This is a genomic window from Streptococcus mitis, assembly GCF_946188695.1.
In the GTDB taxonomy this organism is placed as follows: domain Bacteria; phylum Bacillota; class Bacilli; order Lactobacillales; family Streptococcaceae; genus Streptococcus; species Streptococcus mitis_DF.
The window spans coordinates 1-15,213 of sequence record NZ_CAMHWI010000016.1 but is presented as its reverse complement, the minus strand read 5'-3'; the positions used below and the strand labels follow the sequence as shown (position 1 = coordinate 15,213).

Below are 15,213 nucleotides of genomic sequence, written 5' to 3'. Positions count from 1 at the left end.
TGGAGAAATTACTAGCCCAACCCCAGTGAATCATGCTAGTGTTCTAAGTATTCTTGCCAGATAGCGTCAAAGTCTCCTAGGTTAAAAGAGAAACTGGCATGTTCCTCTAAAAAGCGACTCACCTCATCAAAATCATCTGTGTGTTTTGGGAAGGCTGACTCCTCAAAAGCTAGGTCTGCCAATATAGCCTTGGGACTGTTACTTTTAGGATTGCGCTCGGTCATGAGCCAAGTGTAAAATGATTTTCTCAATTCTTTCTCCTATCAAGACTTTTTTTGATGAAACTTTTCTGATTTTTAAAAATTACTGGACTTAGCCTCTGACACATAGTGGTTTATAAAATCCGTTTTCGCATCTGTATAGGCGTCTCGATTGTGTTCAAATTGTTTCCACAAACTGAGTTTTAATTCCTGATACGCTTGGGCGATATCTGGATGCTGGCAGAGATAATCTCTAAAATAAATCTCGTTATGATCTCCCGTCATTCGCAAATGTAAATGAAAAACTTTCTCAGCAAATCCCTGCTCTGTATATCCTTTATTTAGCGAAATCCTGTTAGGACTCTCCGACATCACTAGCCACCCATTCTTCACCAATAAATCCCTAACTCTTGCTAAATCCTCTATTCTACCTACTTCTAACAGAATATCAACGATATTTTTGGCCCAAATATTAGGGATAGCAGTGCTACCGATATGTTCTATTCTTTTAATAACATTTGCACCCAATATTTTTTTCAGACTTGTTTTCTCCAATTCATACCAGTCTTTCCACTCTGACTTGTGCTCTACTAGAAAAATAGGAAAAAGTTGCCAGAGTTCCTCTAAACTCATTTCTTCAAATTTCTTTATCATGTCTATAAGACCTAAATCAACTCTGTCCCAAACTGGTCTTGCTTGATTTTACCAGCCTTCATAAGACCACCTAGAGCTTTTTTAAACTGACCTTTAGAAATGCCAAAGGTTGCCTTGATGTCGTCTGGAGATGACTTGTCATTCAAGGTCATGAAACCGCCATTACTTTCCAAATAAGTCAAAATCATCTGAGCATCATTTTCCAACATCTCAAAAGAACGTGGTTTAAGGGAAAGGTTCAAGGTACGGTCCACTTCACGGAACCCAATAACGCGCGCATCCAACACTTGCCCCAATCGTGGCTCTGCGTAACGTTCGCTAGGATGGATAAAACCAAGCATATTATTTTCTGGTAGGTAAACAAAAGTTCCTGACAACTTGAGGCGGTATACAATGGCTGGCCAGTTTTGGTTCTGCATATTGTTGTAGGCAGGACGAGCCAGACGTTGGAAGTCTTCTTGATAGGCCAAAAGTCCCCAGATACGGTCTTTCTTGTCCACTTCAAGACGGATGTAGAGTTGATCCCCCTTCTTAGGCCAGAGTTCCTTGAGCTCAGGGAGAATATCGAGTGACACAACGATTTCTTTATCAGGTAGACCTGTATCCACAAAGACACCCAAGTCTTTACGAACTTCTGTTACGGTTCCCCAACCAAATTGTTCCTGCGTAGCAGTGACTTCTAGAGTTGTCAAGCGGAGCTTTTGCTTCATATCTGTATAGGCGAAACCTTTAACCGTATCACCTACCGTATGCTGACCTTCTTCCTTGGCAAGCGCATAGGTTTGGCCATCCTTTTGCACAAAGTAAAAGCGGTCATTCTCATCGATGATGAGTCCAACGATAAAACTTGCAAGATTTGTATTCATATTTCCTTCTTTCGAATAAAACTCAGCCAGCAATGCCAACTGAGTTTTTCTGTTTATTTTTAGACTTCCAAAAGTTCTTTTTCTTTGTTGGCAGTCATGTCGTCGATGTGTTTAACAGCATCGTCTGTTACTTTTTGAATGTCTTTTTCAAGAGTCTTCAATTCGTCTTCAGTGATTTCTTTTGCTTTTTCTTGTTTCTTAGCTTCGTCCATAGCATCGCGACGGATATTGCGGACAGCCACTTTAGCATTTTCGCCGACCTTCTTCACTTCTTTAGCAAGGTCACGACGAGTTTCTTCTGTAAGAGCAGGAATAACCAAGCGAATCACAGAACCGTCGTTAGCTGGTGTGATACCAAGATCAGAAGCGTTCAAGGCACGTTCGATGTCTTTCAATGAAGACTTATCAAATGGTGTTACCAACAAAACACGCGCTTCTGGAATGGTAATTGAAGCGATTTGGTTAAGGGGAGTTTCTACTCCATAGTATTCTACATGTACACGGTCAAGCAAGCTTGCATTGGCACGACCCGCACGGATACCACCAAATTCACGAGCAAGTGATTGGTGAGACTGGGTCATTCTCTCTTTAGCTTTTTCAATAATTGCGTTAGCCATAATCTTTCTTATTCCTTTTCTTCGATATTATTTGAAACTGTTGTTCCGATATTTTCACCAAATACGACACGTTTGATGTTGCCTGGTTGGTTCATATTGAAGACAACCAAGTCAATGTCGTTGTCCATTGAGAGGGTTGAAGCTGTTGAGTCCATGATACGAAGACCTTTATTGATAACATCACGGTGGGTCAATTCTTCAAACTTAACGGCTGTCTTGTCCTTCTTAGGATCGGCATTGTAAACACCGTCGACACCATTTTTAGCCATAAGGATGGCATCCGCTTCAATTTCAGCCGCACGAAGGGCCGCTGTTGTATCTGTTGAGAAGTAAGGTGAACCAATTCCAGCACCAAAGATAACGATACGGCCTTTTTCAAGGTGACGAAGGGCACGTCCACGGACATAAGGCTCTGCTACTTGTTGCATAGCAATAGCTGTTTGCACACGTGTATCAACCCCAACTTGTTGCAATGAATCTGCCATCACAAGAGCATTCATAACAGTCCCAAGCATTCCTGTGTAATCTGCCTGAACGCGGTCCATTCCTGCTTCTGCTGCAGGTTCTCCACGCCAGAGATTTCCTCCACCAATAACAAGGGCAATTTCGATACCTAAGCTATGAACTTCTTGAATCTCTTTTGCGATTGTTTGAACTGTTTGGATATCAATCCCTACGCCACGTTCACCGGCAAGGGCTTCACCTGATAACTTGATTAAAATACGTTTATACTTGGGATTCGCCATTTTCACTCTCCTTTTTTTATCCTACCTATTTTATCACAATTTCTAAGATTTTTATAGTATCATGAGCAATTCTTTCAAAAAAATTAGACCGTTAAAAATTCCTCTAAGTCGCTAAGTGCACGCTCTGCAATTTTTTCATAACGAGCCTTCTTATCACGGATACGTTCGCCTTCCAGCTCCTTGATGATCCCAAAATTGACATTCATTGGTTGGAAATGTTTGCTGTCCGCATGGGTGATGTAATGAGCCAGACTTCCAATCGCTGTGGTCTCTGGGAAGATTGCTTCACTTTCACCCTTGAAGAGACGAGCCACGTTAATACCCGCAACCAAGCCTGATGCTGCTGATTCAACATAGCCTTCCACACCCGTCATCTGACCAGCAAAGAAGAGATTAGGTTGCTTCTTAGAACGGTAGGTCTGCTCCAGAAGATTTGGTGAATCCATGTAAGAATTGCGGTGCATGACCCCATAACGAACAAACTCCGCATTTTCAAGACCTGGAATCATTTGGAAAACACGCTTTTGTTCTCCCCATTTGAGGTGTGTCTGGAAACCAACAATATTGTATAGGCTACCAGCTGCATTATCCTGACGAAGTTGAACAACTGCATACGGTGTTTTGAACTCTCCATCACGAGGTCCTGTGTAGTCGTCTGGATACTCAAGCCCGACTGGCTTCATAGGTCCATAAAGCATGGTTTTAATACCACGTTTGGCCATGACTTCGATAGGCATACAACCTTCAAAGTACTTTTCTTTTTCGAAAGAATTAAGCGGTGCTTCTTCCGCATTGACCAAGGCTTCATGAAAATCCATAAACTCTTGTTTAGTCATAGGGGCATTGAGATAGGCCGCCTCTCCCTTGTCATAACGAGACTTGAGATAGACCTTGCTCATATCAATAGTGTTGACATCGATAATAGGCGCTGCCGCGTCGTAGAAATAGAAACCATCGCCGTCATTAAGGGCATGAATCTTTTCAGCCAGAGCATCGCTAGTCAAAGGACCAGTAGCGACAACTGTAATAACATCAGCTGGCAATTCTGTAATTTCATCACGAACCACCTCAATCAAGGGATGATTAGCCACTTTTTCGGTCACCATTTGAGAGAAACCATCACGGTCCACCGCAAGGGCACCACCAGCAGGAACACGTGTAGCTTCTGCTGATTCCAAGATGACAGAACCCAAGCGACGCATTTCTTCCTTGAGAAGCCCGACAGCATTTGTAAGAGCATCCCCACGCAAGGAATTAGAACAAACTAACTCAGCAAAATTGTCTGTTTTGTGTTGAGGTGTTGATTTGACACCACGCATTTCATAGAGTTTAACTGGAATACCACGCTCTGCGATTTGGTAGGCTGCTTCAGATCCTGCCAAACCAGCACCGATAACATTGATATAAGATTGAGACACGACACTAATACCTCTTTGGGTGGAACCTAAGTTCATATCAAAACAAGGCACTAACTTGTTTAACACCCACAAATCTTTCTAATTTTTTCTTCTACTAGTATAACAAAAAAAGGGAAGAAGGCAAACTTCCCTGTTTAGTCATTTTCTTCCCAGTCGTGGTAGGCAGCGTATAGCTGGCTTTTATTCCACTGGTAAATCTTAGCGACTTCCTTGATAGCTTGGTTTTTCTTCATACCTTGCTGAATGCGGGCTTGGATTTCTGAAAACAAGTCCTCCTCGTCCTTGTCCTCCACATCCTGGCTTGCACCTTCAACAATGAGAAGGCATTCGCCCTTGAGTGGCGTTTCAGCTATGCTTTCTAATAACTCTGAAATGGTACCTCGCTGGTATTCTTCATAAATTTTGGTCAATTCCCTGACCAAGACGACCGAGCGGTCACCGTAGACTTCTAGCATATTTTCTAATGTATCTGCCACACGATGAGGAGATTCATAGAAAATTTGTGTTTCAGGATAGTCTTTTTTCGAGTCGAAAAATTGCTTTTGCTGGCCTGATTTTCTTGGTAAAAAACCGTAAAAAATATGGGGCTGTGGTGCTAAACCACTGGCAATCAAGGCAGAAATCCCTGCAGAGGCACCTGGAACAGTGACAACTGCAATTTCTTCCTCAATAGCTGCCTTGACCAAATCATGACCAGGGTCTGAGATACTAGGCAAACCCGCATCGGATACCTGAGCAATACTTTGTCCTGCTTTCAAGAAACCAATCAAATCAGGAATTTTTTCCTTTGCATTGTGCTCATGAAAACTGATCTGCTTGGTCGAAATGTCAAAATGCTTGAGCAAAAGACCTGTATTGCGCGTGTCCTCAGCCGCAATCCAATCCACTTCTTTCAAGGTCTGGATGGCGCGAAAAGTCATATCATCTAGATTGCCAATCGGCGTTGCCACTAGATAAAGCTTGCCATAGGGAGACTGCCCCTTAAAACTTTTTTGAATCTGCATGCTTACTCCCTGTATAACAACTCGTCACAGAACATACATTCCTCGTCCTGTTCTCGACGTTGCCCATAAAAATCATTACATACGTGAAATCCGTCTTTATAAATGCGACGAACACTTTCACGAACATGCTTGGCCTTGACGGGAGCATCTGCTTCCACCTCACCTAAGCGTTCGCGCAACTTAGAATTTTCCAAGCGAAGAGCTGTATTTTCCTCTACTAGGCTCTTGAGATTTTTCTTGATGGCTTCCACATCGGCCAAGGTTACCAATAACTGTTGGGAAAAATCATCCAGCGCGTCAAATAATTCTTTTTTGTCCATAAAACAGCCCTTTCCTTTCTTTATCCTTCATTTTTGAGTTTATATTTCTTTCAAGACCAGATATTCCATGGCATTTTGAAAGCTGACATTAGCTTGCCACATTTTTCTAGCTTCTAACAAATCTTGTAGAATCACCCGAATTCTTGATTGCAAGAGATCCTGCCCACAGAGGACTTCAAGAATCCGTAAAACCTGATCTTGTTTTTCCTTGTCATCTGCTAAGTTGGCTAATTTAGCAACCTGCAAATAACTTTCTTTTTTCTTAGCTAATAACCAGGTCAGCAGGCGTTCACTTTCATCGACCAAGGTCCAAAAACTTGCCTGATTTGCCAGTTTTTCTGCTTCAGCACTTGATTGACAAAACTGGGCTAAAAGAGTCGCTTTTTTCTTAACAAGCCCCATTTGTTCTAAGAGTAAGATGAGTTTTTCTTCTTGCTTTTTAAAATGGAAAATCTGGGTTCGACTACGGATGGTCGGCAACATCTTTTCCTCATCGCTGGTCAAGAAGAAAATATAAACCTCACTCTGGGGTTCTTCGATGACCTTAAGCAGAGAGTTAGCTGCGTTGGGATGCATTTTATCCGCTTGCTCGATAATAAAGACCTGTTGTTGGCTTTCAATCCCTGCTTGCGAAAACTGACCCACCAATTCACGAATACGTTCTGTCTTGATGACCTGATTGACTGGCTTAATCAAGGTAACATCTGGAAACTCTTCCTGTTCAATCAGCTTACAATTTCGGCATTTATCACATGGTAAAACACCTACTTTATCTGTACAAAAGAGGCTCTTAGCTAAAAACTGCGCCATTTCCAAGCTCCCAAAGAAACCTGAAAAGAGATAGGCATGATTGAGCTGATCTTGTTCTAGGATACGGACAAAGCGGTCAAACTGGTCTGGTTGCCAAGCCTTTAATTCTTCTTGTTTCATTTAGCCAAGCCCATTCTATCAAACAAGATATCCTTGGTAGTTTCCACAACTTGTTCCAAAGGGAGACTGGCATCAATCTTGACAATGCGATTTCCTTCTTTGTCCAGAAGAGAAAGGTAGCCTTGACGAACTTTTTTATGCAAGTCCAAACCTTCCAAGTCCAAACGATTGACCTCACGGTCACTATTAGCAGCAATGCGAGCCAGTCCTTCTTCCACCTCAATGTCAAAATAGAGGGTCAAATCGGGTTTGAGGCCATCTGTCGCAAAATGATTGAGCCAGTCAATGGCTTCAATGTCCAAGCCACGGCCAAATCCCTGATAAGCAACAGAGCTATCGATGAAGCGGTCCATAATGACCAACTTACCAGCGTCAAGGGCTGGAAGAACTTTTTCCACCAAGTGCTGTCTGCGACTAGCAATATAGAGAAGGAGTTCTGTCTTAGCATCCATCTGAGTATGACTTGGGTCCAAAATCACTTCCCGAATCTTCTCCCCAATCAAGACTCCGCCTGGCTCACGGGTCGTCAGCACCTCTACTCCTTTTTCCTCTAAAATTGGTAGTAGAACCTCTAAAACACTGGTCTTGCCTGCTCCCTCTGGTCCCTCAAGAGAGACTAAAAATCCTTTTGACATGTCTAACTCATTTCTTTTTTACTACTTCTATTCTATCAAAAAAATAGGGGTTTGTGACAATCTTTTTGTCTTCTCATTTCATACTCAATGAAAATCAAAGAGCAAACTAGGAAACTAGTCGCAGGTTGCTCAAAACACTGTTTTGAGGTTGCAGATGGAAGCTGACGCAGTTTGAAGAGATTTTCGAAGAGTATCAACCACCATAAAAGAGGCAGACACATCCACCTCTTATTTACCTAGTTCTTGTGTTCGTTTATAGGCTTGACCAACTGCCTCCATGACTGTTCCTCTAAAAGCATGCGCTTCTAAGCTCGCTACACCAGCAATAGTCGAACCGCCTGGGCTACAAACTTGGTCTTTCAAGACCCCAGGATGCTCTTGGCTTTCTAGGACCAATTGTCCAGCTCCTACCACAGTTTGAGCCGCCATTTTCAATGCCGTTTCTCTTGGCAATCCAGTCTGAACACCTGCATCTGCCAAGGCCTCGATAAAAAGATAGACAAAGGCTGGTCCACAACCTGCAAGACCTGTCGCTGCGTCAATTAAGCCTTCTCCTAGTTCAACCAAGAGACCTGCCTTGGCTAATAGCTGACAAAAGAGCTCACTGTCCTCAGCCCTGCAATTAGGAGACAAGGCATAACTAATCACTCCTTGGCCGATAGAAGCAGGGGTATTTGGCATCATACGAATAATTCGGTGTTGACTCGGGATAAGACTTGCTAGTTTTTCTAAAGTCAATCCAGCTGCCATGGAAATCAAAAGAAGACTCTCTCGTTTTTCAAGGATGGTCTGGTATTGAGAAAGCAAGTCCGAGAACTGAGCAGGCTTAACACCTAGAAAAATCACATCTGCTTCTTCGAAGATTTCGTCATTGCTGGAAGCCTGACCACCAAAGTTGGCAATGAAAGCATCTACTTTTGCTTGACTACGATTGGCAAGGAGAAGGTCATCGCCCGTCTTGGCCTGCAAAACAGCCTTAGCCAGACTAGCACCCATATTCCCCAAACCGATAAATCCAATCTTCATCTCTTACTCCCTTATCTGTCCATCACCAGCAACTACATACTTGTAACTGGTTAATTCTTTTAAGCCCATTGGTCCACGTGCATGGAGTTTCTGAGTAGAAATCCCCATTTCACACCCAAGACCAAATTGGCCACCATCGGTGAAACGCGTTGAGGCATTGACATAGACTGCTGCAGAGTCCACTTGATCTGTAAAGTAAGCTGCAGCCTCAGCATTTTCCGTCACAATGGCATCTGAATGATGGGTACTGTGGGCTTCAATATGGGCAACCGCTTCTTCTAAACTGCTCACAACTTTAACAGCTAGGACATAGTCTAAAAACTCGGTATCAAAGTCTTGTGCTTCAGCTGCTTGGCCTGAAACAAACTGACTTGCTTTGCTATCAAGTCGGAATTGAATTGGTTCCAACCCAGCTTCCTTACGATCTACAACCAGCACTTGCTCCAAGCGAGGAAGGAAGGTTGCTGCCTTGGCTTCATGAACAAGTAGAACCTCCATGGCATTACAAACAGAAGGACGACTTGTTTTAGCATTATTGATGATAGACAGAGCCTTGTCCTCATCTGCATCCTTGTCCACATAGACATGGACAATCCCAGTCCCTGTCTCAATAACAGGTACGATAGCATTTTCAACCACGGCATTGATCAAACCAGCCCCTCCACGAGGAATGAGAAGATCTAAATAGCCCTTGGCCTTCATCATAGCATAGCTACTTTCACGGCTAGTATCTTCCACCAGTTGAATCACATCTGGGTGAATGGTCGTTGTCTCCAAGCCTTTTTTTAAGGCTTTAACAATAGCATGGGCAGTTTGATAGGCATCCTTCCCACTACGAAGAACAACCGCATTCCCACTCTTGAGAGCCAAAGCAGCCGCATCAGAAGTCACATTTGGACGACTTTCATAGATAATACCAATAACACCCATAGCCACACGTTTCTTTGTGATAACCAAACCATTTTCAAGATGATTGGTTTCTAAAACTTCACCGATGGGATTTGGTAAGGCAACCACTTCACGAATCCCAGTTGCCATTGCTTCTATGCGTCCTGCATCCAAATAAAGACGATCCAACATAACATCTGAAATTTTGCCCTTGGCTGCTTCCATATCGAGGGCATTAGCCGCTAAAATTTCCTCAGTAGCTGCTATTAAGTGATCAGCCATGGCGAGCAGGGCTTGGTTTTTCACATCTTCACTAGCTGTATTGATTGATTTTTTAACAGCCTGTACCTGTTCAAATTGTTCTTGTGTACTTACCATAGTTTACCTCTAAAATTCTGTAAAGAGTAGTTGGATTTCAGGAGTAATGGAAATCCAATCGTCACGGTGAATCAAGACACCCTTGGCTTTTTGAGAACGCAACATATCCTCCAAAGCAGATGCACCAAATTGCACACGTCCTTTTCCAAGTGATTTTCCACTTTCCTTGTCAAATACTGTCACGATATCACCGTAAGAAAAGGCACCTTCTGCTTCAACAATACCAGATAAGAGAAGACTCTTTCCATGTTGAGAGAGAGCTTCTGCAGCCCCTTTATCAACCCAAATAGAACCCTGACTCTGAGCATAGAAAGCCAGCCATTGTTTCTGGGTACGAAGTCCCTTCTCTTGCGCAACAAAGTAAGAACCATCCTTGGTCTCTTCAGCCGCCTCAATCATGGCATCTGCCTTCAATGATGAACAGATATAAACAGGAACTCCTGATTCCGTCGCAATAGTTGCAGCCTTAATTTTTGTTAGCATGCCTCCAGTTCCATTTGACGAGCCAGCTCCACCAGCCATGTCGATGATCTCACGATTGATGGTCTCAATTTTCTCCAATCGTTTGGCTTTTGGATCTGAATTAGGATTTCCAGTATAGAGACCGTCCACATCTGTCAAGAGAACCAAAAGATCTGCTTGGACCATGGCCGCTACCTGGGCACTTAAAGTGTCATTGTCACCCACCTTGAGCTCATCAATGACGACACTATCATTCTCGTTGATGATAGGAATCGCCCCACGGCTAAGTAGGACTGACAAAGCCTGATGGGCATTTTTATAACGGCGCTTATCCACAAAGTCATCCTGGGTCAGCAAAATTTGTGCAGAAACGATTTGGCGCAAGAGAAGATTGGTCGTGTATTCTTCCAACAAAAGCCCTTGCCCTACTGCTGCTGAAGCCTGTTTATCAGCAATCTTAGTAGGACGCTTTTTAAATCCTAAGGCCCCAAAACCTGCAGCAATGGCACCTGACGACACCAAAATCAATTCATGACCAGCCTCGTGCAACATAGCCAACTGCTGGGTAATAGCTTTTACCTTACTACGTGATAAACTTCCATCCTCATTCGTCAGAGAAGAAGTCCCCACCTTAAAGACAATACGTTTGTATTTCATAGTCTCACTCCGATTCTTCATATTTATCCATTATAACATGAATGACAGAAAATAGAAAAGAGTTGATAGGAAAAAGAAGGCCCTAAAACCTTCTTTTTTACTATTGTCCTGATTCCGATTTGTTTGCACTCGTTTCAGAGATTTGTGAAGTTGAAGAAGTCAAATCTTGACTAGTTGAAGAACTTGTAATACTTTCGTGTTGACTCGTTTCTTTATTTTCTAGTTCTTTTTTAACTACTTCTTTGGATTCTTTTATTTCTGAATGACTTGTAGTTCTAGTTGTAGAAGATTTCTCGACCGGAATATCCACTAACCAGGCTCCACTTGAATCAACAGTATAGCCTTCTGGTGTCTTACCATTCACAAGTAATTGACCATTTTCTTTCAAGAAGTACCATTTATCCTTGTCTTTAATCCAACCCACAGCTCGTGAACCGTCTGTCTTGTAGAAATACCAATCATTTGCCTTTTTAAGCCAACCTTGCTTCATAGCTCCTGAACCTTCTAGATAGTAATGATGACCAGCAACTTCTATCTCACCTGTCTTCATGATACCAGTAGAATCCATATAATACCAGGTTTCTTTATCTTTTACCCAGCCCGTTTTCATTTCCCCTGATTGAGCAAAGTAATACCATTGACCCTTATATTGAAGCCAACCTGTCTTCATAGAGCCATCATAATCCAAATAATACCACTGTTCTTTATCTTGAATCCAACCAATTTCCATCTGGTTTTCTTTGTTAAAATAATACCAGATTCCAGCGATTTTCTTCCAATTTTTAGCAGCAACACCAGAGTCTGTCAAATAGAACCAACGATTGTTCCATTTTTTCCATTGATTATATAACAGGATTCCCCTTTGATTAAAATAGTACCATTCACCTTCGATTTCATTCCAACCGACAGCATACTCTCCTGTAGAATCAGGTGCTTGATACCACCAATTCCCATATGCACTCTTATGCCAACCAGCTTGAAAACTTGGAATCGGCTTGTAGGAAGTTGAAATGTTTACTAAACCGTCTTGTCGAATATCAAAAACTGTCGCATCATAGTCTTTGCTGGCTGCGTTAATTCTCTCAATTCCTCGTTCTTTAAGCCAATTGACATACTCACTATCGACACCATTTTTCCAAGGTAGACTATCTGAAGTTTGAACAATCAAACTCGGACTCAAATTTTTAATGAAATCCTTGGTGTTTGATTTATTAGTATCATAGTGATGATTAAACTTCATCAAATCAACTTTTCCAATGAGAGGACCATACTTGTCTTCTGCTCCATGAACATTATCTAAGTCGCCCCCAAGGTAAATTTTCTTACCATTGACTTTTACCACGCTAATCAAGGAATTAGAATTATCATCCCAAATTTTCTTTAATTCACCTGAGGAATCAGTTTCATTTTCATAGTTATAGAGTTGAATATCCATGTCCCCAAACTGAAAATGAGCATCCCCTTGTGTGATAGTTTGAATAACTGAAACACCTTTTTCTGCAGCAGTCTGTAAAACCTTATCATAACCGTACAGATTATCCCATAAACGTTCAGAATTAGTAATACGATTATCACTATATTTTTTAAGATAGACTCGGTCAACTGGATAGGTAGACAGTAATTCATCAACATTTCCAATATGATCACTGTGAGTATGGGTTACCAAAATAAAATCAAGTTTTTGAACACCCAATTCCTTCAAACGACGAAAGACACGGTCTGTTAGAACATGCTTATAAGACGTTTCAATTCCTTCTCTCCATGGATAACGTGAATCACTTCCATCTGGGAAATCATAATCTTCTCCTGTATCAATCATGGCAAAATGTCCATTGCTTTCAAGAATAATCGCATCACTGCCACCTTCTTGAACATTTATAAAGTGGATTTTATTTCCTGAACTTTCTTGAGCTTGAACATTCCCATGCAATGACAAACCTAAAAAAGCGCCTGCAAGTGCTAAACTAATCAATTTCTTTTTCATTCTTACTTCCTTAATTTCTCCAAAGTTTCCTTAAAAATCTCTGGGATATCTGCTGTAAATTCTAAGGTCTCACCTGTTCTCGGATGAGTAAAACCTAAAGTCTTGGCATGAAGAAATTGTCCATGCCCCTTAAGTGTCTTACGAGGACCATAGACTTCATCACCAGCGACTGGATGGCCAATATAAGCCATGTGAACACGGATTTGATGAGTGCGACCTGTCTCTAGCTGCAACTCCACTAAGCTATAATCGCCAAAGCGTTCCAAGACGTGGAAACGAGTCACTGCAGTCTTCCCTTTAGCAGTCACAGCCTGTTTCTTACGGTCTTTTTCACTACGACCAATCGGAGCTTCAATCACACCACGATCATTAGGCAGATTTCCATGAACAATCGCCCAATATTTGCGGAGAGACTTTTTATCCTTGAGTTCTTGAGCAAGCGCTAGATGCGCCTCATCGTTTTTAGCAATCATAAGAAGACCTGACGTATCCTTATCAATACGATGAACAATTCCTGGGCGTAGAACCCCATTGATACCAGACAAGTCCTTAATATGGTACATAAGGGCATTTACTAGGGTCCCACTAGTATGACCAGCACTCGGATGCACCACCATCCCCTGAGGCTTGTTGATGACAGCCACATCCTCATCTTGGTAGATGATTTCTAACGGAAGATTCTCAGCTACATACTCTAAGACCTCTGGCTCTGGTACATGGTAAGTGACAACATCGCCCTCTTGGACAGTGTATTTAGCTTTCTTGATTTGACCATTGACCAAGACCTGGCCTGATTTGATTTGTTCATTCGCGAGACTGCGTGATAATTCTGTCAAATCCGACAAAGCCTTATCCAAACGCAGACCACCAGTTTCAATTTTAATTTCCATTTATTTCCTCTTTTAACATTGCAATCAATAAAATAATCACTCCAACCGTCAGATAGCTATCTGCCACATTGAAAATTGCAAAATTGATAAAGTCAAGGTGAAACATATCCACAACAAAGCCCTGACTGATCCTGTCAATAAAGTTTCCAAGTCCACCTGCGATAATCAAGGTCAAACCCAAAACCATCCAGAGTGAGTCCTCCATGTGTTTATGTAAATACCAAATGGCACCTACCACGACAACCAGAGTAATGACAGCGAATAACAACTGCTGATCTTGTAAGATAGAAAAGGCTGCCCCTCTATTTTGCAGATAGGTCAAGCTAACGAAATTAGGAATCCAAGAGCGTACTTCACCCAGTGGAATCTGCTGGACGATATAGGATTTAACTAACTGATCCAGCGCAATCAAAAGCAATACAATAACTGCCACTATTCCTCTTTTTTTCATGATTTCCTCTTCTGATTAAAATATTCTTGCATGACTTCTACAAAGAGAGTCCCAGCTTGACTGAGCTCCACTTCTTCACGTTTAACATAGACCATGCGATTATCTAGGTTATCCTTGAGGCGAATAACTGTAATGCCATTGACACTATCACTATCTAAAAATCCAGAACCTGTTGCATAAGCATCTGTCCGCTCCAAAATACCATTCAAGGTAGCACGGTCTGTCACATTAAACATCTGTGAGCTAGCGCTGGTATCGACAAAATTCTCTGAATAATAAAGGTACTCGTCTTTCTCTTGAGTGAAACGAACCGTTGGTAGATCTGCTAAATCCTCCATGACCAATTCCTCTTTCTGAGCTAAAGGATGCCCCTCGCGGAGATAAATGTGGGTATGGAAGGGAATCAATTCAATGACCTCCAGGCCTAGCTTTTCAACCCGTTGCATAATCCCCTTTTTATTTTGATTGTTAAGGTAGATAATCCCAATCTCACTATGCCCTTGAGCCACTTCGTCTAAGATTTGAACAGTAGTTGATTCAAAAATACGAAAGTTCTTATAATCAGGATAGCGCTCTGAGAAAGCCGTAATGGTTGGTGGCAAGAAGTCATAGTGCTGGCTAGCAATGGAAAATTCATCTTTTTCTTCCTCAGGATTGGCATACTGATTTTGAAAAATATCAAATCCCTTGACCAATTCTTGCGCTTTTTCATAGAATTCCATACCACGACGAGTCAAGAAAGTCCCTGAGCTGGTCCGACGGAAAATCTTAAAGCCCAACTCTTTTTCCAAATCACGAACAGAAATAGACAGACTCGGCTGACTAACATACATCTTTTCAGCAGCTTCACGGAAAGTACCACTATTGGCAATGGCAACAACATAGCGTAATTGTTGAATGTTCATCTTCTACCCCCCCAACTTCTTTATCTTTTCATTATACCATATTTTAGAAGTTTTCCAAAAAGGAAAAAAGTCAGTAAACTTTCAAACCTAAACGAATATGCTAACCGTAACTTCTCAAAGTAACTTCCATCTCTCTCCCAAAACTGGAAGTTAGTCTCAGACGACGAATTATGCTAGAATTA

At 41.9% G+C, this 15,213-nt stretch carries 17 protein-coding genes and 1 pseudogene; 1 reads left to right on the top strand and 17 read right to left on the bottom strand.

Going from position 1 to position 15,213, the window contains the following annotated elements; genetic code table 11:
• Positions 1-35 precede the first annotated feature (35 nt).
• The 17 genes from N8L33_RS07370 to N8L33_RS07290 form a co-directional block, all read right to left on the bottom strand.
• Entirely contained in the window at positions 36-251 is a 216-nt protein-coding gene (locus N8L33_RS07370; protein WP_001232084.1) for a YozE family protein, read from the bottom strand.
• A 45-nt stretch (positions 252-296) separates the two neighbouring features.
• Positions 297-854 (bottom strand): GrpB family protein, encoded by a 558-nt coding sequence (locus tag N8L33_RS07365; protein WP_060805337.1) that lies wholly within the window; start codon positions 852-854, stop codon positions 297-299.
• 11 nt (positions 855-865) lie between these two features.
• Entirely contained in the window at positions 866-1,720 is an 855-nt protein-coding gene (gene cvfB, locus N8L33_RS07360) for an RNA-binding virulence regulatory protein CvfB (protein WP_261059456.1), read from the bottom strand.
• Positions 1,721-1,779: 59 nt separating this feature from the next.
• Positions 1,780-2,337 (bottom strand): ribosome recycling factor, encoded by a 558-nt coding sequence (frr, locus tag N8L33_RS07355; RefSeq protein WP_001262225.1) that lies wholly within the window; start codon positions 2,335-2,337, stop codon positions 1,780-1,782.
• Between the two features lie 8 nt (positions 2,338-2,345).
• Entirely contained in the window at positions 2,346-3,083 is a 738-nt protein-coding gene (gene pyrH, locus N8L33_RS07350; RefSeq protein WP_000002996.1) for a UMP kinase, read from the bottom strand.
• Positions 3,084-3,166: 83 nt separating this feature from the next.
• Complete coding sequence (trmFO, locus tag N8L33_RS07345) at positions 3,167-4,501, bottom strand: methylenetetrahydrofolate--tRNA-(uracil(54)-C(5))-methyltransferase (FADH(2)-oxidizing) TrmFO (protein WP_261059455.1); 1,335 nt, start codon at positions 4,499-4,501, stop codon at positions 3,167-3,169.
• Positions 4,502-4,635: 134 nt separating this feature from the next.
• The gene (gene rsmI, locus N8L33_RS07340; protein WP_261059454.1) at positions 4,636-5,505 is read right to left on the bottom strand and encodes a 16S rRNA (cytidine(1402)-2'-O)-methyltransferase; all 870 of its coding nucleotides are present in this window, start codon (positions 5,503-5,505) and stop codon (positions 4,636-4,638) included.
• Between the two features lie 2 nt (positions 5,506-5,507).
• Entirely contained in the window at positions 5,508-5,825 is a 318-nt protein-coding gene (gene yabA / locus N8L33_RS07335; RefSeq protein ID WP_000358227.1) for a DNA replication initiation control protein YabA, read from the bottom strand.
• 39 nt (positions 5,826-5,864) lie between these two features.
• Positions 5,865-6,755 (bottom strand): DNA polymerase III subunit delta', encoded by an 891-nt coding sequence (locus N8L33_RS07330; RefSeq protein ID WP_261059453.1) that lies wholly within the window; start codon positions 6,753-6,755, stop codon positions 5,865-5,867.
• A complete protein-coding gene (gene tmk, locus N8L33_RS07325) occupies positions 6,752-7,390 on the bottom strand; it encodes a dTMP kinase (RefSeq protein WP_261059452.1) in 639 nt (212 codons plus the stop codon). The genes N8L33_RS07330 and tmk overlap by 4 nt, the downstream gene beginning before the upstream one ends.
• Positions 7,391-7,618: 228 nt before the next feature.
• Positions 7,619-8,416, bottom strand: coding sequence for a pyrroline-5-carboxylate reductase (gene proC / locus N8L33_RS07320; protein ID WP_261059451.1), 798 nt, complete (start codon positions 8,414-8,416; stop codon positions 7,619-7,621).
• 3 nt (positions 8,417-8,419) lie between these two features.
• The gene (locus N8L33_RS07315) at positions 8,420-9,682 is read right to left on the bottom strand and encodes a glutamate-5-semialdehyde dehydrogenase (protein WP_261059450.1); all 1,263 of its coding nucleotides are present in this window, start codon (positions 9,680-9,682) and stop codon (positions 8,420-8,422) included.
• A 9-nt stretch (positions 9,683-9,691) separates the two neighbouring features.
• Complete coding sequence (gene proB, locus N8L33_RS07310) at positions 9,692-10,801, bottom strand: glutamate 5-kinase (RefSeq protein WP_221761766.1); 1,110 nt, start codon at positions 10,799-10,801, stop codon at positions 9,692-9,694.
• 100 nt (positions 10,802-10,901) lie between these two features.
• Positions 10,902-12,785, bottom strand: coding sequence for a phosphorylcholine esterase CbpE (cbpE, locus tag N8L33_RS07305; RefSeq protein WP_261059449.1), 1,884 nt, complete (start codon positions 12,783-12,785; stop codon positions 10,902-10,904).
• A 2-nt stretch (positions 12,786-12,787) separates the two neighbouring features.
• Positions 12,788-13,675 carry an RluA family pseudouridine synthase gene (locus tag N8L33_RS07300; RefSeq protein WP_224218179.1) on the bottom strand — a complete coding sequence of 296 codons (888 nt, stop codon included), beginning with the start codon at positions 13,673-13,675 and terminating at the stop codon, positions 12,788-12,790.
• Positions 13,665-14,126 (bottom strand): signal peptidase II, encoded by a 462-nt coding sequence (gene lspA, locus N8L33_RS07295; protein WP_033688702.1) that lies wholly within the window; start codon positions 14,124-14,126, stop codon positions 13,665-13,667. The genes N8L33_RS07300 and lspA overlap by 11 nt, the downstream gene beginning before the upstream one ends.
• Positions 14,123-15,031 carry a LysR family transcriptional regulator gene (locus N8L33_RS07290; RefSeq protein ID WP_001025694.1) on the bottom strand — a complete coding sequence of 303 codons (909 nt, stop codon included), beginning with the start codon at positions 15,029-15,031 and terminating at the stop codon, positions 14,123-14,125. Before N8L33_RS07290 ends, lspA begins: the two co-directional genes overlap by 4 nt.
• On the opposite strand from N8L33_RS07290, the pseudogene N8L33_RS10210 reads away from it, so the two are divergent.
• Positions 15,024-15,100, top strand: a pseudogene (locus N8L33_RS10210) (AraC family transcriptional regulator); the annotation flags it as partial. The gene N8L33_RS07290 and the pseudogene N8L33_RS10210 overlap by 8 nt on opposite strands.
• Positions 15,101-15,213 lie beyond the last annotated feature (113 nt).